The following is a 17,523-nucleotide window of genomic DNA, read 5'->3' on the forward strand; positions in this document are numbered from 1 at the left end:
TTTACTCTTACGCTACGACTTTAGTCGTCGACATTTATGTCTAAATCCACCTGCTTTGAGCAGGTGGTAGTTTAAGGAGGGTGTAAAAAAGAGAGACAGGGAATGGAAACAAAGAGGGGAAAGGAAGACCGGCTTTTATCGGAACGGTCCGGTTCGAAAAGACGGGGCATAAGACTTTAAGACTCTGAGAAATGTTAAAGGACAGGGAATTAAGCTCCCTGTCCTTCGGTATTCTGCAGCATAGATGGCCTGCGAGTCTGTCCGATGAAATATTTATCAGATAGCAGGTTATAAGGTTGTCAGAGTGCAGCGATACAAAAGCCTGCAGAAATACATCTTTTTGAGTTTGCTATTCCGTTATTGGGTTAAAGCCTGCGATAGTACATCTTTTTGCTTCTTGAAGCAGGCGTTTCAGCCATTTGGAAAGAGAATTCGTGCATTTTCGCAGGCTTTTCTCTCGAACATCTCCATTCGCTTCATAATTGATGTATTATCGCAGCAATTTAGGTTCGCCCAATCGCCCAAGGCAGGAAAAACCGATCATCACTCCACTTAACGGAAGTGACCAAACCGTTAATCACTCCACTTAAACCGAAGGTTATCGCTCCCTCTGGACTGGTAACTACTCCGCTTAACTGAATCGTTTACCACCCCTCTGGGGCGCTAGTCACTCCGCTTAACCGAATCGTTGACCATCTGGACCGTGAACCACTCCGCTTAACCGAGCGGTTAACCCCCCTCTGGTCTTAACCTCTCCACTAGGTCAGGCTGTTCCGTAAAACTTGCCTACCCTAATCACTCCGCAGTTAGCCACATCCGAATATTTCAGCATGCGCCGATTACGGATTCGATGTTTGAAGCTTCAGAGACGTTTTCCTTGGAGTGGAATGGCTGTTTATCTTAGTCAATAAACTTATATAAATATGCCAAAATTTTAACCCATCGACAGACTCCTAGCAGTTCTCTTGAGCCGTTCCTGTCGAAGCAATGGCCTGGCGGACAAAGCCTTCATTGTCGTCTAACAGCTGCCGGGCCTTGTCGCAATCTACATTGGCGAGGATCATGACGATGGCCGTCTTGACATGGCCTCCGGAGGCTTCATAGGCTTCAACGACTCTTTCCTCGGGCGCTTGGGTGGCCATTTGAATAATTCTCTTGGCGCGGTGGACGAGCTTTTCGTTGGAAGGGTTTAAATCGACCATTAAATTGTCGTACACTTTCCCTATCCGAATCATAGAAGACGTTGTAAGCATGTTGAGGATAAGCTTCTGTGCCGTTCCCGCCTTCATCCGGGTCGAACCGAGAATGACCTCCGGCCCGACGACGGCTTCAAGCATCAAGTCGGCTTCAGCCGACATAGGCGTATGATAGTTATTGGTTAATCCGATAACTGTGGCGCCTCTCTCTCTGGCTCGCCTCATCGCCCCCAGCACATAAGGGGTCCGGCCGCTGGCGGCAATTCCGACGACGACATCCTGCGGTCCGATTTCATGCTGATCCATATCGGAGGCCCCCCAATCCTCGCTGTCCTCGGCGCCTTCCACCGCATCTTTAACCGCCTGAAAGCCTCCGGCGATAATGCCTTGTACCATGGATGGAGGGGTTCCGAAAGTAGGAGGGCATTCCGAAGCGTCGAGAATACCGAGGCGCCCGCTTGTTCCGGCACCGACATAGAACAGGCGTCCGCCGCTTTTGAAGGCTTCGACAATAAAGTCGGCCGCCTGGGCAATCTTCGGAATCAAAGGTTCAATGGAATCCGTGATGAGCTTATCTTCCGCATGAATCAGTCTCATGATCTGTTCCGTATCGAGCTGGTCGATATTTCGGGTCCGCTCATTCATCTGTTCCGTCGTAAGCCCGTTAAGCAAGTTACTCATAACCATGAACTCCTTCTTCTTAAAGATTCTGGCCCTGCATGGCCTGGAGAGCGGCCCCATATGCCGGACTGCGCAGCAAGGGGTATATCCGGATATCCGGATACGTTTCGCTCAGCTTCAAACTAAAGGTTTCCTTAAATAAGGATGAATGTTTAAAAATCGACCCGGCCGCAACCAGATCCGCGCTTGAAAACCACGGGTCCTTGCCGATCAAGGCGGTGGTCTGCTCAACCAATTCATGGGCAGCCTCTCTAATGATGCCCACGGCGGCAGGGTCATCGTGAAGGCTTGCTTGAATGCAATAACGGGCAAATTCGGCAATATGCTGTTTTTGAATTTCCGGCGTATAGATATAGCTTTTTAATTCAGTTACGGATTGGAAGGAATAAGCCTCTTTGACTAAATCGGTCATCATCGTCTGAGGCAATACGCCATCATAGCTTTTCATAATCGACTGAAGCGTCTTTAAGCCGATGGCATAACCGCTGCCTCCGTCACCAAGCAGATGTCCCCAGCCTCCCGTTCTCCATCGCTTGCCTTCCGGAGTCACTCCGTATACGATAGAGCCCGTACCGGAAACCGATACAATTCCATGATTATGCGATAGAGAAGCCATCAGAACAATTTCCGCATCGTTCGTTACCGTGATGGGAAGCGACAAGTCGCGTTGAGCAAAGTACTGCTCCAATGCGTGCGCAAATCGGCTCCTCTCCTCCGGAAGATCCACTCCCGCCAGCCCAAGACATAATCCGGCACAGCTTCCCGCCGCCAGGTCCGGGAGGCTTAACAGATTGTCCAAGAGCTCCTGCAAATGCGTCCATGCTTGCGGAAAGCCCAGTGACCGGGGATTGGTAGAGGGACCCTTCAGGCTGACAAGCTGCTCCCCGGAAGCATCGAGAATAACCGCTTCTGTTTTAGTCCCGCCGCCGTCCACACCGATATAATAATTCATAATTGGCACCTACCTTATGAAATCATTCCGAAGCATAGTTCCTATCTGTATTTATATCACCCATATTCGGCACTTGTCTGCCTTAGTACATGCGGTTCTGATAAAAAGTATAAAGTATAGCCGGTCATTTGTAAAATTAAATTTCACGAACAAAAACGTATATTGAAATTTTATTTTATTAATTATATAATATTCAATAATGGAAGCGATTGCAATTCAAAGAATCAGCGGCTGCTCCTATCCGGCCCGGTTTTGGCATGGAATCAGCCGGAATGAAACAGATACACCGGAATAGGATAGGGAACAAGACGTGGTGAAGATAGCTGTTAAATAGAAGAAGCCGGTCGATATCCGGCTATCAGTGAGGAGGAGTCTAGGTGAGCAAGAACAGGGTACTGACCGGTGCGGACCGATTGCCGGAAGTGGAGCAGAGCTTTGTGCGGGACAAAAGAATCGGGTTGTTGACCAATCCGACGGGCAGAACGTCCTCACTAGAATCAGTCATAGACATTTGCGCTAATTTACAGTCAGCCAAGCTAACGGCACTTTTTGCGTGTGAGCATGGGATTCGCGGGGAGCGCCAGGCTGGCGTTCTGTTCGAGGACGAAATCGATGAACAGCATGGGATTCCGGTATACAGCCTATACGGAAAACGGAGAAAACCGGAGCCGGAAATGCTCGAACAGGTTGACGCCGTTGTTTTTGACATTCAGGATTTGGGTGTCCGGTTCTATACTTATTTGACCACCCTTATCTATACGATGGGAGCCTGCGCCGAAAGCGGCAAGGAAATGATTGTGCTGGACCGGCCTAATCCTCTCGGGGGAATCATTTGTGAAGGAGGCGTTCTGCAGGAGGGGTACCGTTCCATGGTAGGGGCGTGGCCGATTCCGTTCCGCACCGGGATGACGATCGGAGAATTTGCGAAATGGGTCAATTCGGAAATGGATAAGCCTTGTAACCTGCAGGTCGTGCCGATGATCGGCTGGCATAGAGGAATGGAGTACAGCGATACGGGCTTGCCGTGGATTATGCCTTCGCCCAATATTCCTACCCTCGATTCTGCCCGTGTATATCCGGGAACCTGTCTGATCGAGGGGACGAATTTGTCCGAAGGACGCGGAACGACCCGGCCGTTCGAACTGATCGGCGCTCCGTGGCTGAACGGCAAGAAGCTGGCGGAGACGATGAATGATCTGGAGCTGCCCGGGGTCCGGTTCTGTCCGACGTACTTTACCCCCACCTTCTCCAAGCATCAGGGAGAGCTGTGCGCGGGGGTTCAATTGTTCGTGACCGACCGCCATAAGTTCCGACCGGTCACTGTCGGGCTGCACTTGCTAAAGGCGGTTCAGCGCATGCACCCGGGCCGCTTTGAATGGCTGCCTCCTTATAAGGAAGGCGGCAAGCCATTTATCGATCTCTTGTCGGGCAGCGATGCGGTCCGGACCAAGCTTCATACGCCAACCGGTTTGGAGGAGATCACTGCGGAATGGGACCGACAAGCCGCCGAGTGGGAAGAGAAGAGGAAGCCCTATCTTCTATACGGAGAGGAAAGTGAATAACCCCCGGTCAATAGTCTATATAAGTTTAGAAGCTATAAACGGCAATCCTGGTTGGCTTACGGAAGAAACGATGTCCCTTTGCGGTATTAAGAGGAAGACGGGGGAAGACAAGGGACCGTTCATGCGGGAAGGAGAATTGGAATGATCCATTGGTTAAATCATCTTGTATCCCGGAATGTCAAGGTGATCGTCGGCCTTATGTCGGGTACGTCCCTGGATGGAATCGATGCAGCCATTGTACGGATTGAAGGGGTAGGCACCGATTCCCGGGTGGAGCTGCTGCACTTTACGACCGTTCCGTATGAGGATGAGCTTCGGGAACGGTTGAAGGAGCTGTGTACCCTGGACCGTTCCAATACGGCAGGCGTCTGCTCGATGAATTTCGAGCTTGGCCTGAGGTTGGCGGAAGCGGTCCGTCAGGCGGTGGCTGAGGCGGGGATACCTTTGGCCGATGTCGATCTGGTCAGCTCGCACGGCCAGACGGTCTGGCACATCCCCGCCGACGAGCCGGGCTTCGTCCGCTCCACGCTGCAGATCGGCGACCTGTCGGTCATCGCCAAGAAGACCGGCCTGCCGGTCATGGGCGATTACCGCACCGCCGATATGGCCGTGGGCGGACAAGGCGCGCCGCTCACGCCGTATGCCGATTACATCCTGTTCCGGGACGACCGCCGCGGGCGGATCGTCCAGAACATCGGAGGCATCGGCAACTGCGCCGCCATCCCCGCCGCCGCCCGCCCCGAGCAGGTCGTAGCGTTCGATACCGGCCCCGGCAACATGCTGATAGACCAGGCGGTCTATCAGCTGTCGGGCGGGGAGAGGAGCTACGACGACGGAGGGGCTTGGGCGGCGCAGGGGGAGGCGGACGCGCGCCTGCTCGGCGAGATGCTGAGCCACCCCTATTTCCGCCTGAAGCCGGTGAAGACTACGGGCCGGGAGATGTTCGGCAAGGCGTATGCGGCGGAATGGCTCGGGAAGGCGGCTGCGCGCGGCCTCGCTCCCGCGGACGTGATCGCCACGTTCACGGCGTTCACGGCAAGGTCGATCGCCGACAGCTACCGTGATTTCCTCTTCCCGCTGTACGCGGTAGAGGAAATCATCGTCAGCGGCGGCGGAGCCCGCAACGCCACGCTGCTTCGCCAGCTTGGCGAGCTGCTGCCGGACCAGCGCATTCTCGTCTCCGACGATTTGGGCGTGTCCGGCGATGCGAAGGAAGCGATCGCCTTCGCCCTGTTTGCGAACAACGCCGTTCATGGCGTTGCCAACAATCTTCCATCCGCCACCGGAGCGGAAAGGCCTGTCATTATGGGCAAACTGGCTTTGCCGGATTGAGTCGTTCACGGCTAGTCTTGAGTTTCAGGAAATCATCTTTGGGGGGGCATTCTTTGCCCTCTATTGCTTTTTGGACAAATTTAAGCTGTCAGGTTGAAGTTTGTCTCAAAATGTGCGAAACCGTTTGAGCAGATTGGCGTCTAAATTATAGGGAATCTTATCTTTTTTTGGAAGTGTCGATTTTTCTTTTATTCATTTCCGGCCTTACTAAAAAAAAGCAGTATAGAATGAACAACGGGTTGGCTGCGTTTATCTGCAACATGGTAGAGAAGCTATTTACATATAAACTCAACCCTCTAATCTCAGAGTACGAATTTTTTATGGAGTAGAGCATCTTAAGCGTTTGTTTAATAAAAGTGGCATGCCGTCGCCGGAGCAGTTCTTGGCCGCGAAATCCCTCGATACTCTTAATATGGGTAATTGTGGCTGCAGCTTTCTGCGATGCAGGTCTTTCTTGTTGAGTTTAACCGCCGGCGTTGTTAACGTTCGGGAAACGGCTAATTATATGTGAGCCAAGAGAGGAAGGTACGACATGAAGTTTAAGCTGTTAACCCTGGGAACCCGAGGGGATGTGCAGCCTTTTATTTCATTGGGACAGGCTCTGCAGAAGGCCGGCCATTCGGTCACGATCTGCACGGCGGACTCGTTCAAAGCCGGCGTTCTTCAGGCCGGCATTGAGTTTGCCTCGATTCGGGCGGATTTCCTCGCCTTGACCCAATCGGAAGAAGGAAAAAAGCTGATCAGCGGCAATCCGGTAGAAATTATGCGAAAGATGAAGTCGCTGATCTATCCTCTTATGAAAAACATGCTCACCGATTTGTGGACAGCTTCCCAAGGGGCGGAAGCCTTGATTTACCACATAGGAATCTTTAAGTTCTTTACAGCGTTAATACGATGAAAATATAGATTCCTATTGGCATAAAAAGCTTCCTCTAATACCGGGTTATTCGTCTTCGAAGAGGCAACGTTAGGAGCTTTTTTTATCATCCCAAGGCATTCGGCGGGTTCGACATTGCGGAGAAGCTAAACGTTCCGGTATTTACCGCTCATCCGGTTCCGCTTATCGCTCCCACCTCTCTGTTTACCAATCCGGTCTTCCCGTTTTCGCTCGGCCTGGGTTGGCTTAACCGGCGGAGCTATGTTTTCAACCGGTTTTTTATGAGTTCATTTATGAAAATTATCAATCCGTGGAGAGAGCAAGTTTTAGGACTGCCCGGAAGAAGCGTATGGAGCAATGATTTGAAGGTGAACGGGCGCGAGATTCCTGTTCTGTACGGCTGCAGCCCGACGGTCATCCCGTATGATCCGCGATGGAAGGGGCGCGTGAGCATGGCCGGGTTCTGGTTTCTGAACGAGGAGGAGACCTGGCAGCCGCCGGAAGGCCTGGCCGATTTCCTGCACCAAGGCCCGGCGCCGTTAGTGTTCAGCTTTAGCAGCATGCCGCTTAAGCAGCCGGCTTTGGCCGAGGAGATGATCGCTGAAGCTTTAAGAAGAACAGAACGGCGGGCGGTACTCATTACAGGCTGGAGCGGTATGAAGAACCGTGAAGTGAATGAACGGCTTCATGTCATTGACTCCGTTCTCCACTCGTGGCTTTTTCCCCGGTCGGCGGGAGTGATTCATCATGGCGGAGCGGGAACTACGGCTGAGGCTCTTCGTTCGGGTAAACCGATGCTCGTCTGTCCTTTTACAGGGGATCAGCCCTTCTGGGCCAAGCGTATGCGGGAAATGGGAGTATCCGTTCAACCGCTTAGAGAGAAAGAAATGACCGTCGAGGCGTTCACCCAACGGATTCGCGAGCTTACGGCTGATGAAGCGCTGTCCCATAAAGCGCAAGCTTTGGCCCAATCTATTCAACAAGAGAACGGTCCGGAGGAAACGGTCCGGTTTATTCATAAACAGCTGGAGCAATGGGGATAATGTGCTTCTCTCGCATCCCCCCTTGTAACTTGCCGGAAAACGGGGGCTCGCTGTGTGGCGGTGGCAGATAATTCGGGCAGACTAGGAAAATTCTCGATTAAAAGCAATAGTACATTTATTTTTTCAGGTTTGTGGGAATGGGTCCCAAATAAATGTAGAACTGTGATTATTCAGGTGGGTTTTGATTTGAGTGGATAAAATAGGATTATTTTGCATTTAATTTAAATATCAGGTTGCGGGGCTTCTCGCAAAGTAACCGTTTTGTGGGGGATTTCAAGGCTCCGATAGGAGCTTTGTATAACAAGCTTACCGCAAAACGCGCACCTATCCGGTGCGCGTCGCGGCGCTGTGTAGCGCGTTGGTCAGATTCCTATGCTTATCTTGGTTCGCACACGCTGCGCGCATGCCCTGCCTATTATCGTCCAGTAGGTTCAGGCTTACGGTCCCATGCAGCAGAAGACCTGACCAAGGGATCAATTTGTTCTACTCCTCCAGCTTTTTGTACTGGCTCGGATCTCCGGCCTTCAGCGGCTCCGAGGTAGTCACGTGGCCAAGCAGCGATTCCTCTTTCTCGCCTTCAATCAGAATCTGGGTGGAATCATAGCCGAACTGCTTCATAATCATCGTGATTTGCTCCAGCAGGAACATTTCGCCACCCGATCCGAGATTGGCGTTCTTAAGCTCCTTGGAGAAGCTCACCTGGGCGACTCCGTTCTCTTCCTTCACGTACTCCACCAGCACGCCGGGAGGAACGAGATTGCCCAATTTCTCGTTCTTCGGACCGCTGATCCACGATTCCAGAGCGGCCAAAGGCAGATTGGCTTCTTCCTCGGCTTCGATTTCCCGGTCAACCGCGAAGTTTTCCATCAAATCCTTATCCGAGAAATACAGAGTGACGGTCTTCTTGACGACTTTTTTATCTTCGTTATTGTCCTTTGGATTCGGCGCGATATTCGATTCGTTGTTCTCTCCAGGTTTAGCGGGCTGTTGGCTTGGCGGCGGTGCCGCATTATTAGGAGCCGGGGTATTTTTCCCCTGGGCGCACCCCGTTGTGATGACAGCCGCACAAGCGGCCACGAGCATTAGCTTCGTCCAATTCTTTTTCTTTATCATGAATGGTTCCCTCCTTTTGTAATGACAGCTTCAGTATAAGATGAGATTGTATCACGGGAATGGCGGTTAAGTAACAGTTTTGTTACGGAAGATCATCGCTATGCAGGTTCCTTGACCGGGACGCGACATTACTTGGATGTCTCCTCCATGCATGTCCACCATTTGCTTGACGATCGTCAGCCCCAAGCCGCTTCCTTCCTGGGCCCATATTCCCGCTTCCGGGGAGCGGTAGAAGGGCTCGAAGATTTTGGGCAGATCCTCCTCGGCAATCCCTATTCCCTGATCGCAAACACGGCATTCCGTCCTGGCGGCATCGACCCGCTTCAAGGCAACGGTTATTTCACTGTCGGCCAGCGAGTAGCGGAGCGCGTTGGATACGACGTTGTCCAACCCGCGGTAGAACAATTCCTCATCTACATTCAGCGCGGAGCCGTCCTCCCATTGAAAGGTCAACCGGATTGCCTTCTGGTCGGCGACGAATTGAAAATGCCCCCGAATATGCTCCTCCAGCTCCCGTCCTCCCAGCCGGACCCGGTTGAGCGGACGGTCCCACATCCGGTTGACATCCAGCATGCTCTCAACGATGTGCTTCATCTTGCCGATCTGCACCTCCAAGTCATGCAGGAACTCCCGGTGAGTTTCCTCCTCTTCGCGGACATGCGGCAGGTTCTCACATATGAGCTGCATAGTGGCCAGAGGAGTCTTGAGCTCATGGGAGGAGGAGCTCATGAACTGCTGCTGTCTCTGATCATAGCGGTTCAATTGGCTGACCATCTCGCCGATTTCCGCGCCCAGCTCTCCAATTTCATCCCGGTGTCCGTAAGTGGGCTGGAAGACCCTTTTTTGCGGAGTGATTTTTTTCATTTGTTCAATTAGAGAACGAATCGGTTTCGTAAACCATGAAGCCACCAAGTAGCAGATAAAAAAGAAGACGGTCAATGCTGCCAATATAATGCCGATAACTTGGATTCTGAAGGCCCGGATGTCTTCATACAGAAAATCGACGTTGTTCACCATTAGCAAATAACCGAGTTCCGGCCTGTCCGGCTCCATTTCCAACAAAGTGTACTGAACATATCCGTAGGACGATGTCGGAACGAACAAACCCGTGGGCAGGTTCGCCCCGTTCTTCAAAATTTCCAAGGTAAGCGGCGAATGCTCGGGAAGCTCCCGGAAGCTGTCGAACCAGACGGTCCGGTCGTTATGCAGCACGAACAACCGCATGTCCAACTGCCTACTGTAGAAGTCCAGATACCCTTCGGTGCGTTCGGGAAATCTCGGCAGAGTTCCCCGGAGCTTATCGACCACGGCGTATCCTTGTGAAATGACCAGCTGCTTCTGACCTTCCAGCATACGGGCTTCATAAGCTTTAATTATGAAAATGTAAAGAATCAGGCTGACGGCAACCATCAGCACGGAGAAGGTGATCCACAGCCGCGCATGCAGCTTCATCCTTCACCACCAAACCGGTAGCCCATGCCCCGCACGGCGTGCAAATATTTTTTGCCGGTCAGCTCGGTAATTTTCTTGCGCAGCCTGCTGACGTTGACATCAACGGTGCGATCGCTGAAGCCGGTTGTCATCCCCCAGATTTGCTCGAACAGCATCTCCCGGCTGTAGACATTCTCCGGGTGCCGCATCATGGATTCCAACAGCTTGTATTCATTGGCTGTCAGCGGGGTGCTCTTTCCTCTGTACCGAAGCAGAAGCCGGGCTTTATCCAATTGCAAGTCCTCGTATTCCACCGTATTGTCCGGGGAGGCGGCAGGCTGGGCCTGGTGACGGCGCAGCAGCGCATGAATTCGTGCGAGCAGCTCGCGCTGATGGAACGGCTTGGTGACGTAATCATCGGCTCCCACCTCCAGGCCGACGACCTTGTCCATAATCTCTTCCTTCGCCGTAATCATCATGATGGGCACATTGGATTGCTTCCGCACCGTCTTGCACAGCTCGAGCCCATCCATTCTGGGCAGAGTCCAATCGAGCAGCAGCAGATCATAACTGGCCTGCTGAAACATATCCAGACCGGTTTGCCCATCATAAGCGATATCAATTTGATAGCCTTCCTTCTCCAGAAAGAAGGCAATGTTTTTGGCCATCACTTTTTCATCTTCGACGAGCAGTATTCGGCTCATTCTATCAGCCCCCTTGATATACGGTCATTAAATACCAGTTTCGAATCCGTTTGAAAGGAAAGGCGGTCATCTCCGTTTGGAGCTCGCAATATAAGGTTACCACAAGTCTTGGCAAAGAGGAAAAGGCCAAATTCCCTCTCACGACCGGTAAATCATCGGTATTCGGATGAGAAGAGCATGGAGCGGGCCAAGCCTGTCGGGGCATAAAACCGGCAGCTATGCAGGAGGATAGGGGGACGTCCTGAACGGATGAACGGGCCATCCCGACAGAAATGTGAATAGATTGTGAATTAATGCACAAACTACTCTGAAATGTGAAAAAAATCACACACAAATTGTTAAATGTGTAGTAAAGTAAAGTCAAGGAGATAACCTCCCCCGCCAAACCATAAAACGAAAGAGCATCGCGAGGAATTTTGTGAAATAATTCACTAATCGAATCGCCACTCGATTACGGGAGGAATCTCAATATATAAAGAGGAGTTGAGAGGTTATGATTAAATGGTTGAGAGAAAACAGATATGCTGCAGTAGCTTTGCTCCTGCTGAGGGTATATGTCGGGTGGCAGTGGATGAGCGCCGGCTGGGGCAAAATCTTCGGCGATAAGCCATTCGATGCAGGCGGATACCTTCAGGGAGCCATAGCTAATCCCGTTGCTGACAAGGCTACTCAAGAACTGGTTTATCCGACATACATGGCCTTCATCGAGAAGTTCGCCTTGCCGAACGTGAAACTGTTTAACTTCATGATCCCCTGGGGCGAATTTCTGGTAGGATTGGGATTAATCCTCGGGGCATTAACGACAGCGGCCGCATTCTTCGGACTCTTGATGAACTTCATGTTCCTCTTCGCGGGAACGATATCGACTAACCCCTGGATGGTTCTCCTGGGAGGTCTGGTCTTCATAGCCGGGGCCAATGCCGGCAAGCTGGGAGCAGATTACTACCTTCTTCCGTATATGCGCAACTGGTTTAACAAATGGCGCAACAAAGGCCGGCCGGGTGATGCGGCGGAAGGGCAGAACAGAGAACCCGCACATGCTTAAGCTTACTTCGTAATCCATTCGGATTCATCTTATATTCCCCTAACCCTTCGCTTCCCTGCTTGATCGGGGAAGCGCCTTTTTTATTCGGCACACTTCCCTTCCCTGAGCCGACTCGGCGTAATCCCCTTTATTTGCTCCTAATCAAGCGTAAAATTACCCCTCTTCCAAAGCGGCACTGCTTTAATTATAATTCGCCTTAAACTACTAATCCTATGGGGGCATGGTAATTATGGGTAGCGGAGATCGGATGGAATGGCTGGATCGCGGTTGGGTATTAGCCAAAGCAGAGGCTGCATTGGAAGCCCAGCCCAGATTTATTACGGATGCGCAAGCGCCGATGAGCGAAGGCGGGATCCACGATTATTATTCCAATGGGGATTACTGGTGGCCTAACCCGGATACCCCGGATGGGCTGCCTTATGTGCGCAGGGATGGCGAATCGAACCCGGGGAGCTTTAACGAACACCGGGAAATTATGCGCAGCCTGAGGACGAATGTTGCCCACTTGGCCGCCGGGTATGCCGTCAGCGGGAAAGAAGCTTATGCGGACAAAGCCGTGTCGCTCCTTAATTCGTTCTTTCTCGCCGAAGAAACGCGCATGAATCCCCACCTGCTCTATGCGCAGGCCATTCCCGGAATTTGTTCGGGAAGAGGCATCGGAATTATCGATACTTTGCATTTGATCGAGGTGCCCGTCGCTATAGAATGTCTCAGCGGCTCTTCTTATATGACCCCTGAGATTATGGCGGGCTTACAGGGCTGGTTCCGGGATTATTTGCGTTGGATGCTGACTCACCCTTATGGGATAGAGGAGCGGGATACAGACAATAATCACAGCGTTTGCTGGCATGTTCAGGCCGCGGTTTTTGCAAGATTTGTCGGAGAGGAAGAGGTGCTAAATTTCTGCAGGAGTCAGTACAAGAAGGTGCTGCTTCCCGATCAAATGGCGGCGGACGGCAGCTTCCCCCGCGAATTGCAGCGAACGAAGCTATACGGATATTCGATTTTTGTTCTCGACAATATGATTACGCTGTGCCATGTTCTGTCTACTCCGGAAGACTGTCTATGGGATTACGAACTGGAGGACGGGAGAGGAATCCGCAGAGGACTGGATTATTTGTATCCTTACTTGGCAGACAAAGCAAGCTGGCCCTATCCGCCCGATATAGAGCATGATCAAGGCTGGCCCGCGGCGGTCTCCGGACTGCTATTCGCGGGAGTGGCATTGGCGGAGCCGGCATACATTGAGCTGTGGCGTTCTTTAGACCCGGATCCCGTCGATCCGGAGGTCCGCAGAAATATGGCCATTCGTCAACCTTTGCTCTGGCTTTAAACGTTCGGGCTGCCATTGCCGACATCGGCATTCCCGGCCATTTCATTGATGATAAAATCATTCGACAGCATGAGATAACATCAATGGTCGGAGCCATCCTGGACAATTCGGTACGAAATCGCTATACGGAGGAAATGGTTCCGGCGATTCATTACGCCCTGCATTCAGACGGGGGGAGGTCACTCGGCAAGGAGAGACCGGGCAGATTTTGGGTGAACGGATTTTGCAAGAATGTCACTCGTTCTGATTAAGACGACGGTACTGCTCGGGGGTGAGCCCCACTGACTTGAAGAACGCCCGGTAAAACTGGCTTGTGCACGAAAAGCCGAGGCTTGCGCTGATATGAGTCACCGTAGCGGACGTTTGCCTAAGCCGCTTTTTGGCTTCTTCCACCCTCAACTGCAAAATATATTGGTAAGGCGTTATTCCGGCGGACTGTTTGAAGGTACGGATGAAATGAAACCGGCTCTGCAAAGCGATGGAAGCCAATGTATCGATAGCTATCGGATTCGTATAATGCTCTTGGATGTATTCGAAGACTCCGGCCAGATGCGGATCGGCAGACCGTCGGGGGGAAGCCCCTGCCGGGGAGGGCGAATTCGCTTTGAAGGTTCTCCACAGGTAATGAAGCACTTCCGCCTCTGTCGCTGCCGGATTCCGACCGTCGACCATACATAGGGCCGTGGTCCAGGAGCGGAAGCGGTCCGCCACTTCCCCGGGATCGAGCTGCTGCTCGGGAGAGATTTCCGTAATCTTGCCGTCGCAACGGCTGGCTAGCAAGTCCTCGCGGATTTTGATAATGATGACCCCGTCTTTGGCCCCAATATGGAAATGGTGTTCGTCCATCGGACGTTGGAGAAGGCTCGCACCCGGCTGCAGCCGATAGGTTTGATTATACTGCGTCAGAACACAGGTGCCGCGAATCGGGACCGTTATTTGATACCAGCCCTCATGGGTATGGGGCGTATTGACGAATTCCTCATCGTATCGGATCAATTCCAGACGCTCCGTCGTGATTTCCATCTTCATCTTTACTCACCTTCTAACATTATAGCAAATGTTGCCCGGGGGAATTAGCAATTTTCACGTCGACAACATTCCGCAGCTTTTTTAAGATGGTTTATAATAAAAAAAGCTCCTAACGGAACCTCTTCGAAGATGAATAACCCGGTTTTAAAGGTAGCTTTTTATGCCAATTAGAAAGTTGTTCCATTTAGATGCTTTAATGAACTAAACTTTCTAATGTGGTAAAAAAAGCTCCTAACGGAGCCTCTTCGAAGATGAATAACCCGGTATTAGAGGAAGCTTTTTATGCCAATTAGAAAGTTGTTCCATTTTAATGCTTTAATGAACTTAAACTTTCTAATGTGGTAAAAAACATGACGGCTTGCCGCCAAGAGGACGGCTGCCGGATATTATGTCTGAAATGAGGCTGCAGCGAGTGGAAAATGTAATCGATATGCAAGGAGTTTATTGGAAGAAAGGAAACCGCATGCTGCTGAACAACGTCAGCTGGACGGTCCGGCCCAAGGAGCATTGGGCTATGCTCGGCTTGAACGGTTCTGGGAAAACGACGATACTAAATATGATTAACGGCTATATTTGGCCGACCCAAGGAACGGTGGCGGTGTTAGGCCGCCGCTTCGGGACCGTGGATTTGCGCGAGCTTCGCCAATCGATCGGCTGGGTCAGCTCCTCCCTGCAGGAGAGGCTGTACAGAAGCGACAAGGCGCAGCATGTGGTCATCAGCGGGAAGTATGCAACAATCGGCCTGTATCAACGCCTGTCGGACGAAGAACTGGGGCGCGCGGAGGAATTGATGCAGGCTCTGGGATGTTATCATCTGTGGGACCGGGAATTCATGACTTGCTCCCAGGGCGAGAAGCAGAAGGTGCTGATTGCACGGGCGCTGATGGCCGATCCGAAAATATTGATTCTGGACGAGCCGTGCAACGGGTTGGATTTGTTTTCGCGGGAGAAGCTGCTGGACAGCATTCAGGAGCTGTCACAGAAGGAAGATACTCCTACTCTCATTTATGTCACTCATCATACGGAAGAAATTGTGCCGGCGTTTAATCACGCCCTGCTGCTCAGACGGGGGGAGGTCATTCAGCAAGGAGAGACCGGGCAGATTCTGAATGAGCGGACTTTGAGCGAATTTTTCGAAACACCGGTGACGGTGGAGAACCATCGACAGCGGGTATATCTCCGGGTGGCTGAAATGGGCGGGGAGTAGCGTCATTTGCCCCGCTTTGCAGCGCTGATGGATTTGGCTGCGCGTTTCCCGTTTCGATATTCCCGAAAAGCAGGGGATTGTTTAATTCTTGCCAAACATGATACAATTTAATAGATTAATAGTCATATTGAAGCGGAACCGTTTCCGCTCTTATTTTTTATAATATACCGGTCAGGAGGATTTGCCAGCATGACACAGAAATCGAAGATGCGAAGCGATATGATCAAGAAGGGCTTCGACCGCGCTCCGCACCGCAGCTTGCTGCGTGCCGCAGGAGTCAAGGAGGAAGACTTCGACAAGCCGTTTATCGCAGTATGTAACTCATACGTGGATATTATTCCCGGACACGTTCATCTCCAGGAATTTGGTAAAATCGTCAAGGAAGCTATCCGCGAAGCGGGCGGTGTTCCGTTCGAATTCAATACGATCGGTGTAGACGACGGAATTGCCATGGGCCATATCGGAATGCGCTATTCGCTTCCGAGCCGTGAAATCATTGCCGACTCGCTGGAAACCGTGGTGGCGGCTCACTGGTTTGACGGGATGGTTTGTATCCCCAACTGTGACAAGATTACTCCTGGAATGATGATGGGAGCTCTGCGCGTCAATATTCCAACCGTGTTCGTCAGCGGCGGACCGATGAAGGCCGGGAAGGACAAGAACGGCCGCTCCATTTCGCTATCCTCCGTATTTGAGGGCGTTGGAGCTTACCAAGCGGGTAAAATCGATGAGAAAGGCTTGGAAGAGCTGGAGCAGTATGGCTGTCCGACCTGCGGTTCCTGTTCGGGAATGTTCACCGCCAATTCGATGAACTGCCTCGCAGAAGGTTTGGGACTGGCGCTTCCGGGCAACGGAACAATCCTGGCCGTGGACGAAGCGCGCAAGGAATTTGTCAAGCGCTCGGCCAAGCAGTTGATGGAGCTCATCGAGAAGGACATCAAGCCGCGTGATATTGTTACGCTGGAAGCTATTGATAACGCCTTTGCCCTGGATATGGCGATGGGTGGTTCTACGAATACGGTGCTTCATACATTGGCGCTTGCTCATGAAGCAGGCTTTGAATATCCGATCGAACGGATCAATGAAGTGGCCAAGCGGGTGCCTCACCTGGCCAAGATTGCCCCGGCGTCGGATTATCATATCGAGGATGTACACAATGCCGGTGGAGTCAGCGCGATTATCCATGAGCTGCTGAAGAAGCCGGGAGTGCTGAACGGCGAATGCATTACCGTGACGGCCAAGACATTGGCGGAGAATGTGGCCGGATGTGAAATTTTGGATACCGATGTTATCCGTCCGCTGGATAACCCGCACAGTGAGCAGGGGGGATTGGCCGTTCTGTTCGGCAATCTGGCTCCCAATGGCAGCATCATTAAGGTCGGAGCGGTAGATCCGGAGGTGGGTGGACGTCATGTCGGACCTGCGATCTGCTTCGATTCCCAGGAAGAGGCTCTGCACGGCATTGCTAACGGCAAGGTCAAGGAAGGCCATGTTGTAGTCATTCGTTACGAAGGTCCGAAGGGAGGACCGGGAATGCCCGAGATGCTCGCTCCGACTTCGCAAATCGTGGGAATGGGACTGGGCGCCAAGGTCGGTCTGATAACGGACGGCCGCTTCTCTGGAGCTTCCCGCGGGATCAGTATCGGGCATATTTCCCCTGAAGCTGCCGAAGGCGGGCCGATCGCATTCGTCGAAGACGGGGATATTATCGAGCTGGATCTGATCAACCGCAAGATCGAGCTGAAGATCAGCGATGAAGAGATGGAACGCCGTAAAGCGAATTGGAAAGGGTTTGAGCCTAAGGTGAAGACCGGATATTTGGCGAGATATTCCAAGCTCGTGACTTCGGCCAGCACCGGCGGTGTTATGAAAATTTAACTAATATAAACGGACGCCTTTCTTATTGGAGGCGTCCGTTTCTTAATTTTTACCACATAGGGATCTTTAAAGTGTTAGTCTGTATAGAACAAAGATTCCTATTGGCATAAAAAGCTACCTCTAATACCGGGTTATTCTTC

At 51.8% G+C, this 17,523-nt stretch carries 15 protein-coding genes; 9 read left to right on the top strand and 6 right to left on the bottom strand.

Annotated elements, in window-relative coordinates:
* Positions 1-953: 953 nt before the first annotated feature.
* Positions 954-1,877 (bottom strand): N-acetylmuramic acid 6-phosphate etherase, encoded by a 924-nt coding sequence (gene murQ, locus FS806_RS23110; RefSeq protein WP_144941394.1) that lies wholly within the window; start codon positions 1,875-1,877, stop codon positions 954-956.
* Between the two features lie 19 nt (positions 1,878-1,896).
* Entirely contained in the window at positions 1,897-2,829 is a 933-nt protein-coding gene (locus FS806_RS23115) for a BadF/BadG/BcrA/BcrD ATPase family protein (protein WP_144941396.1), read from the bottom strand.
* Between the two features lie 377 nt (positions 2,830-3,206).
* Here FS806_RS23115 and FS806_RS23120 point away from each other — a divergent pair, with 377 nt between their 5' ends.
* The 4 genes from FS806_RS23120 (at position 3,207) to FS806_RS23135 (ending at position 7,643) form a co-directional block, all read left to right on the top strand.
* A complete protein-coding gene (locus FS806_RS23120) occupies positions 3,207-4,391 on the top strand; it encodes an exo-beta-N-acetylmuramidase NamZ family protein (protein WP_144941397.1) in 1,185 nt (394 codons plus the stop codon).
* A 141-nt stretch (positions 4,392-4,532) separates the two neighbouring features.
* Positions 4,533-5,723, top strand: coding sequence for an anhydro-N-acetylmuramic acid kinase (locus tag FS806_RS23125; RefSeq protein ID WP_144941399.1), 1,191 nt, complete (start codon positions 4,533-4,535; stop codon positions 5,721-5,723).
* 532 nt (positions 5,724-6,255) lie between these two features.
* A complete protein-coding gene (locus FS806_RS23130) occupies positions 6,256-6,621 on the top strand; it encodes a glycosyltransferase (protein WP_144941401.1) in 366 nt (121 codons plus the stop codon).
* Between the two features lie 272 nt (positions 6,622-6,893).
* On the top strand, positions 6,894-7,643 hold the full coding sequence (locus FS806_RS23135) for a glycosyltransferase (protein WP_186328508.1): 750 nt from the start codon (positions 6,894-6,896) through the stop codon (positions 7,641-7,643).
* A 483-nt stretch (positions 7,644-8,126) separates the two neighbouring features.
* Here FS806_RS23135 and FS806_RS23140 read toward each other — a convergent pair whose 3' ends face one another.
* The 3 genes from FS806_RS23140 to FS806_RS23150 all read right to left on the bottom strand — a co-directional run bounded on the left by FS806_RS23140 (position 8,127) and on the right by FS806_RS23150 (position 10,891).
* Entirely contained in the window at positions 8,127-8,756 is a 630-nt protein-coding gene (locus FS806_RS23140) for a GerMN domain-containing protein (protein WP_144941405.1), read from the bottom strand.
* 66 nt (positions 8,757-8,822) lie between these two features.
* A complete protein-coding gene (locus FS806_RS23145) occupies positions 8,823-10,208 on the bottom strand; it encodes a sensor histidine kinase (RefSeq protein ID WP_144941407.1) in 1,386 nt (461 codons plus the stop codon).
* Complete coding sequence (locus tag FS806_RS23150; RefSeq protein WP_144941409.1) at positions 10,205-10,891, bottom strand: response regulator transcription factor; 687 nt, start codon at positions 10,889-10,891, stop codon at positions 10,205-10,207. The genes FS806_RS23145 and FS806_RS23150 overlap by 4 nt, the downstream gene beginning before the upstream one ends.
* A 493-nt stretch (positions 10,892-11,384) precedes the next feature.
* Between FS806_RS23150 and FS806_RS23155 the strand changes: the two genes are divergently transcribed.
* From FS806_RS23155 to FS806_RS25965, 3 genes are all read left to right on the top strand, one after another.
* Entirely contained in the window at positions 11,385-11,936 is a 552-nt protein-coding gene (locus FS806_RS23155; protein WP_144941411.1) for a DoxX family protein, read from the top strand.
* Positions 11,937-12,165: 229 nt separating this feature from the next.
* On the top strand, positions 12,166-13,269 hold the full coding sequence (locus FS806_RS23160; RefSeq protein WP_144941413.1) for an alginate lyase family protein: 1,104 nt from the start codon (positions 12,166-12,168) through the stop codon (positions 13,267-13,269).
* Between the two features lie 83 nt (positions 13,270-13,352).
* Positions 13,353-13,520 carry a hypothetical protein gene (locus FS806_RS25965; RefSeq protein WP_186328509.1) on the top strand — a complete coding sequence of 56 codons (168 nt, stop codon included), beginning with the start codon at positions 13,353-13,355 and terminating at the stop codon, positions 13,518-13,520.
* On the opposite strand, the gene FS806_RS23165 is transcribed toward FS806_RS25965, so the two are convergent.
* The gene (locus FS806_RS23165; protein WP_144941415.1) at positions 13,504-14,298 is read right to left on the bottom strand and encodes a helix-turn-helix domain-containing protein; all 795 of its coding nucleotides are present in this window, start codon (positions 14,296-14,298) and stop codon (positions 13,504-13,506) included. The genes FS806_RS25965 and FS806_RS23165 overlap by 17 nt on opposite strands.
* A 412-nt stretch (positions 14,299-14,710) precedes the next feature.
* Here FS806_RS23165 and FS806_RS23170 point away from each other — a divergent pair, with 412 nt between their 5' ends.
* Positions 14,711-15,505 carry an ABC transporter ATP-binding protein gene (locus FS806_RS23170; RefSeq protein WP_186328510.1) on the top strand — a complete coding sequence of 265 codons (795 nt, stop codon included), beginning with the start codon at positions 14,711-14,713 and terminating at the stop codon, positions 15,503-15,505.
* Between the two features lie 189 nt (positions 15,506-15,694).
* Positions 15,695-17,383, top strand: a complete 1,689-nt coding sequence (gene ilvD / locus FS806_RS23175; protein ID WP_144941417.1) for a dihydroxy-acid dehydratase — start codon at positions 15,695-15,697, stop codon at positions 17,381-17,383.
* Positions 17,384-17,523: the final 140 nt, after the last annotated feature.

The sequence above is a fragment of the Paenibacillus sp. 32O-W genome (assembly GCF_007679495.1).
GTDB classification, from domain to species: Bacteria; Bacillota; Bacilli; order Paenibacillales; family NBRC-103111; genus Paenibacillus_L; species Paenibacillus_L residui.